We start from the raw sequence: 16,331 nt of genomic DNA, 5'->3' as shown, positions 1-16,331 counted from the left end.
GCTGAGTAGCTGAGTAGCTGAGTAGCTGAGTAGCTGAGTAGCTGAGTAGCTGAGTAGCTGAGTAGCTGAGTAGCTGAGTAGCTGATTAAGCTGGCCGCTGAGTGATTAACGTTGATCTGAACAAGGTTGAGCAAAGAAGCCGTTAGCCGATTAGTGGAAGATAGTTGCGCTGGATCAAGAACTGCGATCTGACAGAGGACTAATGTAAAGCGAATTCAAGCAAGGTTACTCGTTTGTTTAGCCCATAAAAGAGGTCGCTATGTCCCTGAAACTGTCGCTCGGTCTTATCATGCTGGTCTGGCTGGCCTATGTCGCTTTCGCCAGCAATTTCTATATGCACACTTTTGCGCTGTTCAGCTAAAGCTGCCCCATAGCTGGATGCTTTTTCTGAACTGCCCGCCGATAACGGCAGCGCCCCCTATGAGACGACTGCCGCTTAGCGATAACTTTAGCGGCTTGCCGCCAGCCGGTTAACCCTCTTCAGCCTTCTCTTTCTTATCACGCTTTTTCTTCGCTTCGGCTTTCGCTTTCGCCTCCGCTTTAGCGCGGGTGCTCATATCGTTGCGGATCTGCGCGTGGCTAATCAGTGCAAAAATAAAGGTGCCGCCGATAATATTGCCGGCCAGCGTAGGAAGAGCAAAAGGCCATAAAAATTCCTGCCAGCTGATAAGACCGTTAAAGACCAGATAAAGGACTTCTACCGAACCCACCACGATATGCGCCAGGTCGCCCAGCGCCACCAGCCAGGTCATCAGCACAATTACCCAAATTTTCGCGTTGCCGGCGGAAGGAAACATCCAGACCATCGTGGCGATAATCCAGCCGGAGATCACCGCATTGGCGAACATCTCGCCCGGCGTGTTTTCCATCACTTTCTGGCTGATAGCCACAAAAGCCTGCCGCGTGGCATCGTCAAAGATCGGCATATGGGTAAAGGCCAGCGAAGCCAGCGCCGTTCCGATCAAATTGCCGAACAGCACTACGGCCCACAGCCTCAGCAGCAGGACCAGATTGCCACCGGTTGGTTTGTGCATAACCGGCAGTACGGCGGTCACGGTGTTCTCTGTAAACAGCTGCTGGCGCGCCATAATGACAATGATAAAACCAAAGGTGTAGCCAAGATTTTCCAACAGAAAAGCGCCGGGCACGCCGTCAAGATGCGCCTGAAAAATCCCTTTCGCCATCAGCGAGGCGCCCATAGAAAGCCCCGCAGCGATAGCCGAAAACAGCAGCGCCAGGCCGTCGCGCTCCAGCTCTTTCTCGCCGTCCTGGCGTATCTCCTCATGGATAGCCGCCGCACGCGAGGGCAGCGCTTCCTCATCCACCTCTATCTCTTCTCCTTCACGTTCTTCACTCTCGACTTCCACATTATCTTCTTTCATTCTTCCTGCTCCCGTAATCGACACTCCGCCTAAGCGTAGCGGGTTTTAGCGTTGCTGAAATGTAACTGCGTTTCAGAATAAACGTAACAAGGATTTAACGAAGCGGCATTTTTCGCCATTAAGCGGCCTGCACAGGGCATAATAGCGGCAACTTAAGCATCCAGTGATACCGCGCAGGCTGCGATACCATTATCAGCTGTGGTACTATTTCACGCACTATTAACAAGCGCGATGCCACCTGATGCTCCAGGCCCACAATCTGACCTGCGTTCGTGATGAACGTATGCTGTTCAGCGAACTCAGTTTTACCGTTTCCGCAGGCGATATCGTTCAAATAGAAGGCGCCAACGGCGCGGGAAAAACCTCGCTGCTGCGCATTCTGGCGGGCTTAAGCCGGGCTGAGCAGGGCGAGGTGCTTTGGCAGCAGCAGCCTGTGCGCAAACAGCGAGAGGTCTGGCACCGCGCGTTACTCTATCTGGGGCATCATCCCGGCGTGAAAGCGGTGCTGACCGCACGGGAAAATCTGCAATTTTTTCATGCGCTGGAGCCGGAAGAAAAACTGTGGCAGGCGCTGGAAGAGGTCGACCTGGCGGGATATGAAGAGGTGCCTGTCGCGCAGCTTTCCGCGGGACAGCAGCGTCGCGTTGCGCTGGCCAGGCTCTGGCTGAGCCGTTCCCCGCTGTGGATCCTTGATGAGCCGCTGACCGCTATAGATAAATCAGGCGTGACAAAGCTGATGGCGCTGTTTGCCCGTCATGCCGATAATGGCGGTTCAGTGATCCTGACCACCCATCAGGAGCTGCCGGGATCGGCGCAGCGCGTGCGCAAAATTCGGCTTTCCGTCACGGAGGCGGGATGATGATCGGACGCATTATTATGCGGGAGCTGCGCGTGGCTTTTCGTAGCGGCGCGGAAGTGGTTAATCCGCTGTGGTTTTTCCTGATCGTTATTACGCTGTTTCCGCTGGGGATTGGTCCCGAACCGCAGCTATTAGCGCGTATCGCGCCGGGCATTGTCTGGGTCGCGGCGCTGCTCTCTTCGCTGCTGGCGCTGGAAAGGCTGTTTCGCGATGATTTTATCGATGGTTCGCTGGAACAGCTGCTGCTGTTGCCGACGCCGCTGCCGATAACGGTATTGGGGAAAGTGATCGCGCACTGGCTGGTGACCGGCCTGCCGCTGCTGCTGCTTTCGCCGCTGGTGGCGCTGCTGCTGTCGCTGGATTTCGCCACCTGGCGTGCGATGGCGCTTTCTCTGCTGTTGGGCACCCCGACGTTAAGTTTCCTGGGCGCGATAGGCGTAGGATTAACGGTCGGGCTGCGACGCGGCGGCGTTTTACTGAGCCTGCTGGTGCTGCCGCTGGCGGTGCCGGTACTGATTTTCGCCTCGGCGGCCATTGACGCTGCGGGAATGGGCCTGGCGATAAACGGCCAGCTGGCCATCCTCGGCGCGATGCTGGTCGCCAGCGCAACACTGGCGCCTTTCGCTACGGCTGCGGCACTGCGGGTTAGCGTACACTAACAATAACAGACAGAAACGCGTTTCTTTTTAGATGAGCAATTAACAATGTGGAAATGGTTACATCAGTCAGGGAAGCCCGACAGGCTTTACCAGTTATGTGGTCGCCTGCTGCCTTGGTTTGCAGTTGCCGCGACGGTTACGTTAGCCACCGGCTGGATATGGGGATTTGGTTTTGCGCCGTCCGACTATCAGCAGGGCGACAGCTATCGCATCATTTATATTCATGTTCCCGCCGCGATGTGGTCAATGGGTATCTACGCCGCCATGGCGATCGCCGCGTTCACCGGCCTGGTCTGGCAGTGGAAAACGGCCGATCTTGCCGCTGCGGCGATGGCGCCCGTCGGCGCGGTGTTCACCTTTATCGCGCTGGTCACCGGCTCCGCCTGGGGGAAGCCGATGTGGGGAACCTGGTGGATCTGGGATGCGCGCCTGACCTCGGAACTGGTGCTGCTGTTCCTCTATATGGGCGTAATCGCGCTTTATAACGCCTTTGACGATCGCCGTATGGCGGGCCGGGCGGCTGGCATCCTTGTCCTGGTGGGCGTGGTAAACCTGCCGATAATCCACTATTCGGTGCAGTGGTGGAATACGCTGCATCAGGGCTCTTCCGGCGTCTTCCAGCAGGCGATAGCGCCTTCCATGCGCACGCCTTTACGTTGGGCTATTGCGGGCTTCTGGCTGCTGTTTATCTCGCTGACGCTGATGCGTCTGCGTAATTTGCTGCTGTTGAGCGAGCGCCATCGTCCCTGGGTAAGGGAAGTGGCGGAAAAAGGAGCGCGCCAATGACGGCTTTCTCATCCTGGCAGGCCTTCTGGGCGATGGGCGGCTACGCCTTTTACGTCTGGCTTGCCGTCGCCTGCACGCTGATGGCGCTGGGCGCGCTGGTGCTGCACACCATCATTAGCCGTCGGCGGCTGTTGGCCGACATTCGCCAGCGCGAGTCGCGGGAACGCCGCATCAAAGCGGCAAAAATGAAAAAGCAGGGAGCATCATCGTGAATACCCGTCGTAAAAATCGCCTGCTCGTAGCGATTGCCATCCTGGCCGGACTCGGGCTGGCAACCGCACTGGTTATGTATGCGTTACGTTCGAATATCGATCTGTTCTACACCCCCAGCGAAATCCTGAACGGCAAAGGCGAAAGCCAGCAAAAACCGACGCCGGGCCAGCGTCTGCGCGTCGGCGGCATGGTGATGCCCGGCAGCGTCAAGCGCGATCCCAACACGTTACAGGTTTCCTTTAAACTCTACGACGCTAACGGTGTGGTCAGCGTAAGCTATCTTGGCATCCTGCCGGATCTGTTCCGGGAAGGGCAGGGCGTGGTCGCGCAGGGCGTGCTGGAGCAGGGCAACCTGATCGAAGCGAAAGAAGTGCTGGCGAAGCATGATGAAAAATACACGCCGCCGGAAATTGAGGATGCAATGAAAAAGAACCATAAGATTGCGGTGAACCAGCCATGATACCGGAAATCGGCAGTTTTCTGCTTGCACTGGGCGTGGCGCTGGCGCTGCTGCTGAGCGTCTATCCCCTGTGGGGCGCTTCCCGTCAGGACAGACGGCTGATGGGCCTGGCCAGGCCGCTGAGCTACGCGCTGTTCGCCTGCGTGCTCGCCGCTTTTATCGTGCTGGTGCACGCCTTTGTGGTGAATGATTTCAGCGTCGCTTACGTCGCCACCAACTCCAACACGCTGCTGCCGGTCTACTACCGTATTGCGGCGACCTGGGGCGCGCACGAAGGTTCGCTGCTGCTGTGGCTGCTGCTGCTCAGCACCTGGACGCTGGCGGTCGCGTTGTTCAGCCGCGCGATGCCGCTGGATTCCGTGGCCCGCGTGCTGGCCGTCATGGGCATGATCAATCTTGGCTTTTTGCTGTTTATCACGCTGACCTCAAACCCGTTTACCCGCACGCTGCCTGACTTCCCGATCGACGGCAGCGATCTTAACCCGATGCTGCAGGATATCGGCCTGATCTTCCATCCGCCGCTGCTTTATATGGGCTACGTCGGGTTCTCCGTGGCTTTCGCTTTTGCCATCGCCTCGCTGATGACGGGCAGGCTGGATACCGCCTGGGCGCGCTGGTCGCGTCCCTGGACCACGGCGGCCTGGGTTTTTCTGACCGTCGGTATCGTGCTCGGCTCGGCATGGGCCTATTACGAGCTTGGCTGGGGCGGCTGGTGGTTCTGGGATCCGGTAGAAAACGCCTCCTTTATGCCGTGGCTGGCGGGTACGGCGCTGATCCACTCGCTGGCGGTAACGGAAAAGCGCGGCACCTTTAAGGCCTGGACGGTGCTGCTGGCTATCACCGCGTTTTCGCTCAGCCTGCTGGGGACGTTCCTGGTGCGTTCGGGCGTGCTGATTTCGGTGCACTCTTTCGCCTCCGATCCGGCGCGCGGCATGTTTATCCTGGCTTTTCTGGTGATCGTTATCGGCAGTTCGCTGCTGCTGTACGCCATCAAAGGCAGCAAGGTGCGCGGCCGCGTACAGAACGAGCTTTGGTCGCGCGAATCCTTCCTGCTGGGCAACAATATTCTGCTGATTGCCGCCATGCTGGTGGTGCTGCTCGGCACGCTGCTGCCTTTGGTGCACAAGCAGCTGGGCCTGGGCAGCATCTCTATCGGCGAACCTTTCTTTAATACGCTGTTCACCTGGCTGATGGCGCCGCTGGCGCTGCTGTTGGGCATCGGGCCGCTGGTGCGCTGGCGTCGCGACGAGCCGCAAAAGCTGTGGAAGCGGCTGGCGCTGGCGCTGGTTGCCACGCTGGCGTTGTCCATTTTGCTGCCGTGGCTGATGCAGGACAGCATTGAAGCGATGACGGTAGTGGGACTGCTGATGTCGCTGTGGGTTATCTTCCTGACGCTGATGGAGCTGCACGAGCGCGCTACCCATCGCCATCGCTTTTTCACCGGGCTGCGTCACCTTTCACGCAGCCACTGGGGCATGGTGCTGGGGCATCTTGGCGTCGCCGTGACCGTTATCGGCATCGCTTTCAGCCAGAACTACAGCGTGGAGCGCGATGTCCGTATGCGTGCGGGCGATACGGTTGATATCCATAACTATCACTTTATCTTTCGCGATGTGCGTAACCTACAGGGCGCAAACTACACCGGCGGCGTGGGCATCATCGACGTAACGCGCAACGGCAAGCATGAAGCAACGCTGCATGCCGAAAAGCGCTACTACAGCGTGGCGCACACTATGATGACCGAAGCGGCAATCGACGGCGGCTTTACGCGCGATCTCTACGCGGCGCTGGGCGAAGAGCTGGAGGATAATTCCTGGGCGGTGCGTATCTATTACAAACCATTCGTGCGCTGGATCTGGTTCGGTGGCCTGTTTATGGCGGCCGGCGGCATATTATGCCTGCTCGATCCGCGCTATCGCTCGCGTAAAAAGGTGCCGGCATGAAAAAGACCCTTTATATTCCGCTGGCGCTGTTTCTGCTGCTGGCCGCCGCGCTGATGTGGCAACTCACCCGCAACGCCAACGGCGACGATCCGACAAAGCTGGAATCGGCGCTGGTAGGCAAGCCCGTACCGGTTTTCCGGCTGGAATCGCTGGACAGGCCCGGCAAAATCTACGACCAGTCGGTACTGCATGACGGTAAACCGATCCTGCTCAACGTCTGGGCGACCTGGTGTCCTACCTGTCGCGCCGAACACCAGTATCTCAATACGCTGGCGGTACAGGGCATCCGCGTCGTGGGGCTGAACTACAAGGACGATCGCAGCAAGGCCGTTAACTGGCTCAACTCGCTGGGTAATCCTTATGCGTTGAGTCTCTACGATGGCGACGGTATGCTGGGGCTTGATTTGGGCGTCTACGGCGCGCCTGAAACCTTTTTAATCGATGGCAAAGGGATTATTCGCTATCGCCACGCCGGGGATATGAACGACCGGGTATGGAACAGCGAAGTAAAGCCATTGTGGGATAAATACAGCAAGGAAGCAGGCCAATGAAACGCGTTTTACTTCTCGCCGCACTGATCTTCTCTTTCGGCGTACTGGCGGACAACATAGACACCTACCGATTCTCATCGGTAACCCAGGAGCAGCAGTACCGGCATCTGACGGAATCGCTGCGCTGCCCCAAATGCCAGAACAACAGCATTGCGGATTCAAACGCGATGATTGCCGCCGATATGCGGCTGAAGGTTTATCAGCTGCTGCAAAGCGGCCAGACGCCGGAGCAGGTCAAAGCCTGGATGGTGGCGCGCTACGGTAATTTCGTCACTTACGATCCCCCGGTGATGGCCTCCACGCTGATCCTGTGGGCTGGCCCCGTGCTGTTTGTAGTCGCGGGCGCGGTGGTGATGGTACTACGCAGCAGAAAACGCACCGGTTCCGGGCTGGATGCGGAGCAGCAGGCGCGGCTTGACGCGCTGTTAAATAACAGGAAGCAACCATGAGTGAATTCTGGCTCACCGTTCTGGCTTTACTGGTGGCCGCCAGTACGCTGCTGCTGATCGCCGGAGGCCGCAAGCGCGCGGCGCTGGCGACAGACCGTGACACGCTGAACAAAACTTTTTACCATCAGCGCCTTCAGGAGCTGGAGCAGGACGAAGCGCAGGGCGTCGTGGCAGAGCGCGCGGAGATGATCCGCGAGCTACAGCAGACGCTGCTGCTGGACATTCCTCAGGAAGCGCCAACCCACGAGCGCGCGCTCAGCCGCTGGGTCTTGTTGCCCGGCGTGGTGATTCTGGTGGTCGTCAGCCTGGGCGTCTATTTCAAAACCGGCGGCTTTGCGCAGGTGCTTGCCTGGCAGCAGGTCAATAACGAACTGCCCACGCTGCGGGCGCAGCTGATGGATCCGCAGGCAAAGCCGCTGACAATGGAACAGCTGGCCCGGCTTGGGCTGGGGATCCGCACCTCGCTGCAACAGGATCCGCGCAACGTAAGCGACTGGCTGATGCTGGGCCGTATCGGCATGGTGCTGAACAACGCCGCTACGGCAACCCAGGCTTTTCGCCGCGCCATGCAGCTTGCTCCCACGGATCCGGAAGTAAAGCTAAGCTACGCCGATGCCCTGACGCGCTCGCAGGATCCGCAGGATAATCGCCAGGCAACGGCTATGCTCAACGAGATGGTGAAAAGCGACGGCGACAATATTCGCCTGCTCAGCCTGTTGGCATTTAATGCTTTTAGCCAGCAGCGTTACGCGCAGGCCACAGCGGTCTGGCAAAAGATGTTACAATTGTTACCGGCCGACGATAAGCGGGTGGCGGCGATCCGCCGCAGCATCGAGCAGGCTAAAACCGAGTCCGGCGGACAAACCAGCCGCCTGGCGCTGACCGTGACGCTGGCCGCCGGCGCGGAAAAGCAGCTGCCCGAAGGCGGCGTGCTCTATATTTCTGTTTCCGACGGCGTGGCGAAAGTGCCGGTGGCGGTGAAAAGAGTGCCGTTGAGCCATTTCCCGCTCTCGCTGACGCTGGATGACAGCAACGCCATGATGCCGGAGCGTCTGCTCTCGGCGCAGCATCAGGTTCAGGTGCGCGTGCGCATCTCGCGAGACGGCAGCGCCAATCCGCAGGCCGGCGACTGGTTCGGTGCCAGCGCGGTCACGCCTTTCGATGGTCATCAACAGCTGGCCGTTGAGATTAACCAACAGCAGCCGTAGTCGGCTTGATTTAACAGGGAGAGAGAGATGAACTACCGCGTGATGGGCGTGGCGTTGGCCAGCGTACTGCTGATTGGCTGCGCCAGTTCGCAGACGGCGGATGAACCCCAGGGGCGCTCCGATCCCCTGGAAGGGTTCAACCGCACGATGTTCGACTTTAATTACAACGTGCTGGATCCCTATGTTGTTCGTCCCGTCGCCGTCGCCTGGCGCGATTACGTGCCGGTGCCCGCGCGCAGCGGCCTGAGCAACTTTCTCGGCAACCTGAGCGAGCCGTCTACCATGGTGAACTACTTTATTGAGGGCAAGCCCTATAAAGCGATGATCCACTTTAACCGCTTCTTCCTGAATACCATTCTGGGTCTGGGCGGCTTTATCGACGTGGCCGGCATGGCCAACCCGACGCTGGCGAAGGAAGAGCCGCGCCGTTTCGGCAGCACGCTGGGCAACTATGGCGTGGGTTATGGCACCTATGTTGAATTGCCGGGCTACGGCAGCTTTACGCCGCGTGAAGACGTGGGCGGCATGGTTGACGATCTTTATGCGCCGCTGAGCTGGCTGACCTGGTGGATGACCGCCGGTAAGTGGGCGCTGGAAGGCGTGGAAACGCGCGCGCAGCTGCTGGATTCCGACGCTATTCTGCACAACAGCAAAGATCCCTATGCCTTTGTCCGCGCGGCCTATTTCCAGCGCCACGATTTCCTTGCCAGCGACGGCAAGCTGATCCCGCAGGAAAACCCGAACGCCGCCGCCATTCAGGGCGATTTGGACGATATCGACGCCAACTGATTTGCCGCATGCTGTTTGCAAAAAAGGCCCGAATCGGGCCTTTTTTATTGGCTTAAGCCTCAGAACTTGTAGTTAAAGTTAGCGCCGTAAAGCCAGGCTTTGCCGGTGGAACGGAAAGTATAGGGGCCTTCCTCTACCGTGACGTGCTGGCCGTGCATATAAGAAAGCCCCACGTCCACGGACGCATCCTGATTAAAGGCGTAGGACGCGCCGGTGCTTAGCCACAGGCGATCCTGATCGGGAATAGAGATGGAGCGCTGATCGGCAGGTACCGGGCTGTCATCAAACGCGATACCGGCGCGAAACGTCCAGTTATCATCGTAGAAGTAGGACGTGCCCAGCGCGAGGCGGTAAGCATCCTTATAGCTCTCTTCCTTATAGAACAGCGTCTGACCGCCGCTGCCGGTGGCCTTCAACTCCTGGAACTGGCTCCAGCTGGTATAGGTCAGGCTGTAGTGTACGGCCCACTGCGGGGCAACTTTATGGTAGCCCGAGACTTCCCACATTTCCGGCAGGTTTAGCGTCAGCGCGCCGGGAATGGTCGATCCGCTGGTGCCATAGGGCAGGCCCAGGTTAAGCGCCTGATTAAGCGGGTTGATAGCGCCCGGAATGCTGCTTTTATAGTCGCCGTCGAAATCGACTTTAACCTCGGAACGGTAAGTAAAGCCGAAGCGGTTATCCTCATCCACTTCGTACAGGATGCCCGCGTTCCAGCCGTAGCCCCACTCATCGCCCTTCAGGTGCGCAATTTGCGTATCGGTTGGAAAGCCCAGCGCGCGGCCCGCTTCGCCTGCGTAACGTTCAATCTTCGCGCGCGCATAGACGGCATCAAAGCCGACGCCAAAGCTGAAATGCTGATTCAGTCTATAAGCGGTGCTTAAGTTAAAGTTAACGGTTTGCAGATCCGTTTTACCGGCATACGGCCCGGCGGCGTAATCATTATTAAATTCCGTCGCCAGTCCATAATTAGCGGTCGCGGACGCGCCCAGCCACCACTGGTCGTTTAGCGGCTGCACGTAATGGAGATTGGGCACCCACTGCGTGGGCGCGATATTGTCCGCGTTCAGACTCTGGCCGGACAGGCTGCTGGTGCCGTCAATACTGACGCCCGGATCGATAAAAACCGCGCCTGCCGAAAACATTGGACGATCCATCAACGCCATGGTCGCCGGGTTACGGCTGGCGGAAGCGGCGGTATCGCCCATTGCGCCTTCGCCAGAATAGGCACGACCTAATCCGGCAGAGGAAAATTCATGAAGTTGAAAGCCGGCTGCAAAAGCATGGGAAGAAACAATGGCCACTGCGGCTGCAAGAGCAGACTTCGCAAACAGGTTTTTATGGTTCATGACCACAACCTCTTTATCTGATTTTATTAATACCGTTACGCAGGCAACGGCAGGACGCTACAGAGGGGCTGAAAGACGGCTAACTAATCAGACCAGTGGCCCCAGTATAGGTCTGGCCCCTGTAGTTGTTGCAATATTGTTTTATAAATATTTCTAAATTGATCAATAAAAAGCGATCTGCTTAACAAAAACCTGCGAGTCACAACAGGCGGCGTTGAGTCTAGCCTGTTTCAGATCAAATTTATCTTTGATTTTCATTACCGGATGACGCTTATTCACTGAATCACCGGACAGAAAAAAAGGGCAGGCGTAGAATAAAAGCATTATGACCTTAAGTCCGCCCCGAGCGGCCGCTAACCGGAGGATCTTATGACCCACGCCATCAATAAATGTAGCGCCAACGAAACCGCCGCCTGTTGCTGTGTGGATGTCGGTACTATCATGGATAACACCGACTGCACAGCCAGCTGGCGTCACCTGTACGAAAATCGCCAGCAGGCTGAAGCCGCCCTGCAGGAGCTTATCGGCAAGGCGCGCCAGGTGGAATCCGAACCTTGCGATATCGTCGGCCGTTTCGAAGAGAAGCCGGACGGCGTGCAGCTGGATGCAGATTTTACTTTTAGTTGCCAGGCAGAAACGATGATCTTTCAGCTGGCGCTGCGCTAATTGTTCAACGCGGAACCGCCGGGCCTGGCCCGGCATTCTTAAAAAAATGAGTGGGCTACGCCCACTCATGGTTCCCAAAACCGTGGTTTCCCTCGCACTTTTCTTTTCCACATTATGCAAAATGTAAAAATCTGGTTAACAATAAACAGGTCTGACCTCTTTTGGCAGTGATGCCGCTGATTTTTACAGGTGAATAATGAAAGCGCTCCCTTTGCTGACGCGTCAGGGTCAACGCATAGCGATAACGCACGGTTTACGCACCCCTTTTGCTCGCCAGGCCACGGCACTTCAGGCTATACCGGCTATTGAGCTGGGGCGAATGGTGGTCAGCGAACTGCTGGTACGCAGCGATATCCCGCCCGACGTTATTGAACAGCTGGTGTTTGGCCAGGTGATCCAGATGCCCGAAGCGCCGAATATCGCGCGCGAAATCGTCCTCGGCACTTCCTTAAGCGTACATACCGACGCCTATAGCGTAAGCCGCGCCTGCGCCACCAGTTTCCAGGCCGTCGCTAACGTGGCCGAAAGCCTGCTGGCCGGCACCATTCAGGCCGGTATTGCAGGCGGCGCGGACTCCGCTTCCGTCTTGCCTATCGGCGTCAGCAAACAGCTGGGCCGCGTGCTGGTGGACCTCAGTAAAACCCGCTCTCTGGTGCAAAAATTACGGCTGCTCAGCCAGCTTCGCCCGCGCGACTTGCTGCCCGTGCCGCCTGCCGTAGCGGAATATTCCACCGGCCTGCGCATGGGCGATACCGCAGAACAGATGGCGAAAAGCTACGGCATCACGCGCGAGCAGCAGGACGCGCTGGCGCATCGTTCGCACCTGCGTGCGGCAAAGGCCTGGGAAGAGAACAGGCTGGCGCAGGAGGTAATGACGGCCTGGGTGCCGCCGTGGCGCAGCCCTTTACAGCAGGATAACAACGTGCGTCTGCATTCCAGCCTGAAAGATTATGCCCGGCTACGTCCCGCTTTCGACCGTAAACACGGTACGGTAACGGCGGCTAACAGCACGCCGCTGACCGACGGCGCGGCAGCGGTAGTACTGATGACGGAAGCGCGCGCCAGAGAGCTGGGCATTACGCCGCTGGGCTATCTGCGCAGCTACGCCTTCACCGCCATCGGCGTGCAGGAGGATATGCTGCTTGGCCCGGCCTGGGCATCGCCGCTGGCGCTCGACAGAGCAGGCATTACCCTGAAGGATTTAACGCTTATTGATATGCACGAGGCATTTGCGGCCCAGACGCTGGCCAACCTCAAGATGTTCGCCGATGAGCGGTTCGCTCGTGAAGTCCTGAACCGGCCTCATGCGCTGGGCGAGGTGGACGAAGAAAAATTTAACGTGCTGGGCGGCTCTATCGCCTATGGACATCCTTTTGCCGCGACCGGCGCACGCATGATCACCCAGACGCTGCACGAGCTACGGCGTCGCGGCGGCGGCCTGGGGCTGGTCACGGCCTGCGCCGCTGGCGGTCTTGGTGCGGCTATGGTTCTGGAGGCGGAATAATGACGGCATCCGCATTTACATTCAGCCTGCGTGCCGACAACGTGGGCGTCATTACTTTCGATGTGCCGGGTGAAAAGCTCAATACGCTAAAGGCAGAATTCGTCGGGCAGATCCGGGAAGTGATTGCGCAGGCGCGTCGTCAGCCGGAGCTGGCTGGCCTGGTTTTTATCTCCGGCAAGCCGGACAGTTTTATCGCGGGCGCGGATATCACCATGATTGCTGCCTGCCGCTCGGCAGAAGAGGCGGCTGCGCTGGCGCGACAGGGGCAAAAGGTCATGGCAGAGATCGCCGCCTTGCCTTTTCCGGCGGTGGCCGCCATTCACGGCGCCTGTCTGGGCGGCGGGCTGGAGTTGGCGCTGGCCTGCCACCAGCGCGTCTGCACGCTGGACGAGAAAACGCGGCTGGGCCTGCCGGAAGTGCAGCTGGGCCTTTTGCCCGGCTCCGGCGGCACGCAGCGGCTGCCCAGGCTGATTGGCGCCTCTCACGCGCTGGATCTGATGCTGACCGGCAAAACGCTGCGTGCAAAGCAGGCGTTAAAGCTGGGCCTGGTGGAAGAGGCTGTGCCGCAGACAATTCTGCTGGAAACGGCGGTGGACATGGTGCTCAGAGGCCGACAGCCGCGCCGCGTGCTGCCATTGAGCGAGCGGATGCTTAACGCGCCCATGGGACGCGCGTTGCTCTTTAAGATGGCGACCAGACGGGCGGAAGCGAAAACGCGCGGTAACTATCCGGCCACGCGCAAAATTCTTTCGGTGGTGCGTACCGGCCTGCAGCAGGGCCGTAGCGCCGGTTACGCCGCCGAGGCTAAAGCGTTCGGCGAGCTGGCGATGTCGCCGGAATCCATCGCGCTGCGCGGCCTGTTCTTTGCGACCACGGAAATAAAGAAAGAGAGCGGGGCACAGGCGGCGCCGCAAGAGGTGAAATCCGTTGCGGTGCTGGGCGGTGGACTGATGGGCGGCGGCATTGCTTACGTCACCGCCTGTCGGGGAAATCTGCCGGTGCGCATCAAAGATGTGCGGCCGGAAGGGATTACGCATGCGCTGAAATATAGCTGGGATCTGCTGGAGAAAAAGATCGCGCGCCGCCAGCTGACGCCGGGTCAGCGCCAGCGGCAAATGGCCCTGATTAGCGGCGGCCTGGACTATCAGGGATTTCGGCGTCGTGACCTGGTGATCGAAGCGGTATTTGAAGACCTTTTTTTGAAGCAGAAAATGGTGGCGGAAGTGGAGGCCAACGCGTCGCCCGACACGATTTTCGCCTCCAATACTTCCTCGCTGCCGATTAGCGATATCGCCGCGCACGCCCGCCGCCCGGAGAATGTTATCGGGCTGCACTATTTCAGCCCGGTCGACAAAATGCCGCTGGTGGAGGTTATCCCCCACGCGCAGACCAGCGAGCAAACCCTCGCTACCACGGTAAAGCTGGCGAAATTGCAGGGTAAAACGCCGATAGTGGTGGCGGACAGCGCCGGGTTTTACGTTAACCGTATTCTGACGCCCTGCATCAACGAGGCGCTGCGCTGCCTGCTGGAAGGCGAGCCGATAGAAAACATTGATGAGGCGCTGGCGGACTTCGGCTTTCCCGTCGGGCCGATCCAGCTATTGGATGAGGTCGGCATCGATACAGGTGCCCATATCCTGCCGGTGCTGGCCGCAGCCTGGGGCGAACGCTTTCAGGCGCCGCCCGCGCTGGACGCCGTCCTGAACGATAACCGCAAGGGACGCAAAAACGGGCGGGGATTTTATCGCTACGGCAAGAAAGGGGGCGGCAAAAAACGGCCCGATGCGACAATTTATAAATTACTGAACGTTCATCCAAAAGCGCACCTGAGCAAAGAGCTTATCGCGCGACGCTGCGTAATGATGTTGCTGAATGAAGCGGCGAGAGCCTTTGATGAAAACGTGATTCGCTGCGCGCGCGACGGTGATATTGGCGCGGTGTTCGGGATAGGTTTTCCGCCGTTTACCGGCGGCCCGTTCCGCTATATGGACGCGCTGGGCGCGGGGCAGATAGTGGCGCAGCTGGAACAGCTTTCCCGCACCTGCGGCGCGCGTTTTACCCCCTGCGAACGCCTGCAAAAAATGGCGCAAACGGGAGAAACCTTTTACAAAACTACAGGTAAGGCGAATACCCAGCCTGTTTCAACGGGTTAGATCGGACGCTTCTGAAAGGTGCTGATAACCGTTTGTCAACAGGCGGTTATTTAGTAAACAATCGGTTGACTTGCCTTCTGGCATTAGGGTACAACACAGCGTTCATTCACAGAGTGAAGAGTCGGAAAACCTGATTTTCCGGCGTTTATGTTTAATAACAGCGGTGCAATATGCAAGTTTTCATTATGCGTCACGGCGATGCGGCACTGGATGCAGCCAGTGATGCGGTAAGGCCTTTGACCCACTGCGGCTGCGACGAGTCGCGGCAGATGGCAGGCTGGCTCAACGGTCAGAAAGTGGATATCGATCGGGTGTTGGTCAGTCCCTATTTGCGAGCTGAGCAGACGCTCTCTACGGTACGTGAAGCGCTGATCCTGCCCGTGGAGCAGGAAGTGCTGCCGGAGCTGACGCCGGGCGGCGATCCGGCGCTGGTGGCCTGCTATCTTCAGGCGTTGGCGAAGGAAGGCGTCAAAGCGGTGCTGGTGATTTCCCATCTGCCTCTGGTGGGCTATCTGGTGTCCGAGCTTTGCCCGCAGGAAACGCCGCCGATGTTCGCCACTTCCGCCATCGCCAGCGTCACGCTGAACGACGAAAGCGGCTGCGGCAAGCTGGAATGGCAGGTCAGCCCTGGACGGCTGGCAAAAGCGATGTGATGGCACCGGGCCGGTTGAACCGGCCTGCTTCGTGGCTGGCGTCGCGTCGTAAGATAAAGCGGCCAGCCCCAACGCTGTTCGCCGGGAGGCGGCCTGACTAAGGCAGCTCCGGCGGCTGCCACTCTTCTACTTCAATCAGCACCAGCAAAGCGGCATCGCCGCCAAACATTTTCGGCGCCTGATGAAAGGCCATCACCATAGGATGCTGCGCCAGCCACAGCGGCGTCTGCTGCTTGAGTACGTGCTTGCCGTGACCGTGCATTACGCTGGCGCAAAAGATATGCTCGCGGCGGCAGGCGGCTATCAGCGCGCCCAACTCCTCTTTTGCCTGTTTCTGCGTCAGCCCGTGCAAATCCAGAAAAATCTCCGGCGTATAGTCGCCTCGCCTGAGCTTCTTCAGCTCGTAATGGCTGACGTCGCTTCTGACGTAGCGCACCGGCCCTTCAGCGGACAGCAGAGGCTGAAACTCATCGGAAAAATAGTGGCTGTTGTCTATCTGCTCGGACAGCAGGCGCTTTTGCGGCACCTGCGAGAATGTTTTCCGCAATGGCTTATGCACTATCGTGTCCTGAGCCAGCTTACGCGTGCCGGTCATTAATCCACGGAACAGCGCTTCATCTTCGGCGCTCAGGGGCTGTTTTTTACTCATCTGATCCTCAGGCGGCACGCGGCGGCGGGATTTTTAACAATAATCCCATCAGTTTACCCTG

Annotated in this window: 17 protein-coding genes; 14 read left to right on the top strand and 3 right to left on the bottom strand. The window is 58.5% G+C overall.

What is annotated here, in order from left to right; genetic code table 11:
• Window positions 1-470 precede the first annotated feature (470 nt).
• Window positions 471-1,382, bottom strand: a complete 912-nt coding sequence (locus AB3U87_RS14375) for a formate/nitrite transporter family protein (RefSeq protein WP_370734329.1) — start codon at window positions 1,380-1,382, stop codon at window positions 471-473.
• A 241-nt stretch (window positions 1,383-1,623) separates the two neighbouring features.
• Here AB3U87_RS14375 and ccmA point away from each other — a divergent pair, with 241 nt between their 5' ends.
• The 10 genes from ccmA to mlaA are packed head-to-tail and all read left to right on the top strand — an operon-like array spanning window position 1,624 to window position 9,299.
• A complete protein-coding gene (ccmA, locus tag AB3U87_RS14370) occupies window positions 1,624-2,241 on the top strand; it encodes a cytochrome c biogenesis heme-transporting ATPase CcmA (RefSeq protein WP_394149472.1) in 618 nt (205 codons plus the stop codon).
• A complete protein-coding gene (gene ccmB / locus AB3U87_RS14365; RefSeq protein WP_253461261.1) occupies window positions 2,241-2,900 on the top strand; it encodes a heme exporter protein CcmB in 660 nt (219 codons plus the stop codon). Before ccmA ends, ccmB begins: the two co-directional genes overlap by 1 nt.
• Before the next feature lie 45 nt (window positions 2,901-2,945).
• Window positions 2,946-3,686 (top strand): heme ABC transporter permease, encoded by a 741-nt coding sequence (locus tag AB3U87_RS14360; protein WP_253459661.1) that lies wholly within the window; start codon window positions 2,946-2,948, stop codon window positions 3,684-3,686.
• A complete protein-coding gene (gene ccmD, locus AB3U87_RS14355; protein ID WP_301251963.1) occupies window positions 3,683-3,898 on the top strand; it encodes a heme exporter protein CcmD in 216 nt (71 codons plus the stop codon). Before AB3U87_RS14360 ends, ccmD begins: the two co-directional genes overlap by 4 nt.
• Window positions 3,895-4,359: a cytochrome c maturation protein CcmE gene (gene ccmE, locus AB3U87_RS14350; RefSeq protein WP_253459666.1), complete on the top strand. Its 465-nt coding sequence runs from the start codon at window positions 3,895-3,897 to the stop codon at window positions 4,357-4,359. The genes ccmD and ccmE overlap by 4 nt, the downstream gene beginning before the upstream one ends.
• Window positions 4,356-6,302: a heme lyase CcmF/NrfE family subunit gene (locus AB3U87_RS14345; RefSeq protein WP_301251961.1), complete on the top strand. Its 1,947-nt coding sequence runs from the start codon at window positions 4,356-4,358 to the stop codon at window positions 6,300-6,302. The genes ccmE and AB3U87_RS14345 overlap by 4 nt, the downstream gene beginning before the upstream one ends.
• Window positions 6,299-6,853 carry a DsbE family thiol:disulfide interchange protein gene (locus AB3U87_RS14340; RefSeq protein WP_253459670.1) on the top strand — a complete coding sequence of 185 codons (555 nt, stop codon included), beginning with the start codon at window positions 6,299-6,301 and terminating at the stop codon, window positions 6,851-6,853. The genes AB3U87_RS14345 and AB3U87_RS14340 overlap by 4 nt, the downstream gene beginning before the upstream one ends.
• Window positions 6,850-7,302: a cytochrome c-type biogenesis protein gene (locus AB3U87_RS14335; RefSeq protein ID WP_394149468.1), complete on the top strand. Its 453-nt coding sequence runs from the start codon at window positions 6,850-6,852 to the stop codon at window positions 7,300-7,302. The genes AB3U87_RS14340 and AB3U87_RS14335 overlap by 4 nt, the downstream gene beginning before the upstream one ends.
• On the top strand, window positions 7,299-8,510 hold the full coding sequence (ccmI, locus tag AB3U87_RS14330; protein ID WP_253459674.1) for a c-type cytochrome biogenesis protein CcmI: 1,212 nt from the start codon (window positions 7,299-7,301) through the stop codon (window positions 8,508-8,510). The genes AB3U87_RS14335 and ccmI overlap by 4 nt, the downstream gene beginning before the upstream one ends.
• Before the next feature lie 27 nt (window positions 8,511-8,537).
• Window positions 8,538-9,299, top strand: coding sequence for a phospholipid-binding lipoprotein MlaA (mlaA, locus tag AB3U87_RS14325; RefSeq protein ID WP_253459676.1), 762 nt, complete (start codon window positions 8,538-8,540; stop codon window positions 9,297-9,299).
• 59 nt (window positions 9,300-9,358) lie between these two features.
• Here mlaA and fadL read toward each other — a convergent pair whose 3' ends face one another.
• Entirely contained in the window at window positions 9,359-10,645 is a 1,287-nt protein-coding gene (gene fadL / locus AB3U87_RS14320) for a long-chain fatty acid transporter FadL (RefSeq protein ID WP_253459678.1), read from the bottom strand.
• A gap of 369 nt (window positions 10,646-11,014) precedes the next feature.
• Between fadL and AB3U87_RS14315 the strand changes: the two genes are divergently transcribed.
• The 4 genes from AB3U87_RS14315 (at window position 11,015) to sixA (ending at window position 15,621) form a co-directional block, all read left to right on the top strand.
• The gene (locus tag AB3U87_RS14315) at window positions 11,015-11,311 is read left to right on the top strand and encodes a YfcZ/YiiS family protein (protein ID WP_253459680.1); all 297 of its coding nucleotides are present in this window, start codon (window positions 11,015-11,017) and stop codon (window positions 11,309-11,311) included.
• Window positions 11,312-11,504: 193 nt separating this feature from the next.
• Entirely contained in the window at window positions 11,505-12,815 is a 1,311-nt protein-coding gene (gene fadI, locus AB3U87_RS14310) for an acetyl-CoA C-acyltransferase FadI (protein WP_394149477.1), read from the top strand.
• On the top strand, window positions 12,815-14,968 hold the full coding sequence (gene fadJ, locus AB3U87_RS14305) for a fatty acid oxidation complex subunit alpha FadJ (protein ID WP_253459683.1): 2,154 nt from the start codon (window positions 12,815-12,817) through the stop codon (window positions 14,966-14,968). The genes fadI and fadJ overlap by 1 nt, the downstream gene beginning before the upstream one ends.
• A gap of 170 nt (window positions 14,969-15,138) precedes the next feature.
• Window positions 15,139-15,621: a phosphohistidine phosphatase SixA gene (sixA, locus tag AB3U87_RS14300; protein ID WP_125288302.1), complete on the top strand. Its 483-nt coding sequence runs from the start codon at window positions 15,139-15,141 to the stop codon at window positions 15,619-15,621.
• Between the two features lie 97 nt (window positions 15,622-15,718).
• Here sixA and smrB read toward each other — a convergent pair whose 3' ends face one another.
• A complete protein-coding gene (smrB, locus tag AB3U87_RS14295; protein WP_125288301.1) occupies window positions 15,719-16,270 on the bottom strand; it encodes an endonuclease SmrB in 552 nt (183 codons plus the stop codon).
• Between the last annotated feature and the right edge of the window lie 61 nt (window positions 16,271-16,331).

This window comes from Erwinia plantamica (assembly GCF_043420595.1).
Lineage (GTDB): Bacteria > Pseudomonadota > Gammaproteobacteria > Enterobacterales > Enterobacteriaceae > Erwinia > Erwinia aeris.
This window is presented reverse-complemented; position numbering and strand designations above follow the sequence as displayed.

Coding starts and splice junctions, on each gene's coding strand:
- sixA (WP_125288302.1), top strand. CDS start 15,139: ATGCAAGTTTTCATTATGCGTCACGGCGATGCGGCACTGGATGCAGCC.
- mlaA (WP_253459676.1), top strand. CDS start 8,538: ATGAACTACCGCGTGATGGGCGTGGCGTTGGCCAGCGTACTGCTGATT.
- AB3U87_RS14345 (WP_301251961.1), top strand. CDS start 4,356: ATGATACCGGAAATCGGCAGTTTTCTGCTTGCACTGGGCGTGGCGCTG.
- AB3U87_RS14360 (WP_253459661.1), top strand. CDS start 2,946: ATGTGGAAATGGTTACATCAGTCAGGGAAGCCCGACAGGCTTTACCAG.
- ccmB (WP_253461261.1), top strand. CDS start 2,241: ATGATCGGACGCATTATTATGCGGGAGCTGCGCGTGGCTTTTCGTAGC.
- smrB (WP_125288301.1), bottom strand. CDS start 16,270: ATGAGTAAAAAACAGCCCCTGAGCGCCGAAGATGAAGCGCTGTTCCGT.
- AB3U87_RS14375 (WP_370734329.1), bottom strand. CDS start 1,382: ATGAAAGAAGATAATGTGGAAGTCGAGAGTGAAGAACGTGAAGGAGAA.
- AB3U87_RS14315 (WP_253459680.1), top strand. CDS start 11,015: ATGACCCACGCCATCAATAAATGTAGCGCCAACGAAACCGCCGCCTGT.
- fadL (WP_253459678.1), bottom strand. CDS start 10,645: ATGAACCATAAAAACCTGTTTGCGAAGTCTGCTCTTGCAGCCGCAGTG.
- ccmI (WP_253459674.1), top strand. CDS start 7,299: ATGAGTGAATTCTGGCTCACCGTTCTGGCTTTACTGGTGGCCGCCAGT.
- AB3U87_RS14335 (WP_394149468.1), top strand. CDS start 6,850: ATGAAACGCGTTTTACTTCTCGCCGCACTGATCTTCTCTTTCGGCGTA.
- ccmA (WP_394149472.1), top strand. CDS start 1,624: ATGCTCCAGGCCCACAATCTGACCTGCGTTCGTGATGAACGTATGCTG.
- AB3U87_RS14340 (WP_253459670.1), top strand. CDS start 6,299: ATGAAAAAGACCCTTTATATTCCGCTGGCGCTGTTTCTGCTGCTGGCC.
- ccmD (WP_301251963.1), top strand. CDS start 3,683: ATGACGGCTTTCTCATCCTGGCAGGCCTTCTGGGCGATGGGCGGCTAC.
- fadJ (WP_253459683.1), top strand. CDS start 12,815: ATGACGGCATCCGCATTTACATTCAGCCTGCGTGCCGACAACGTGGGC.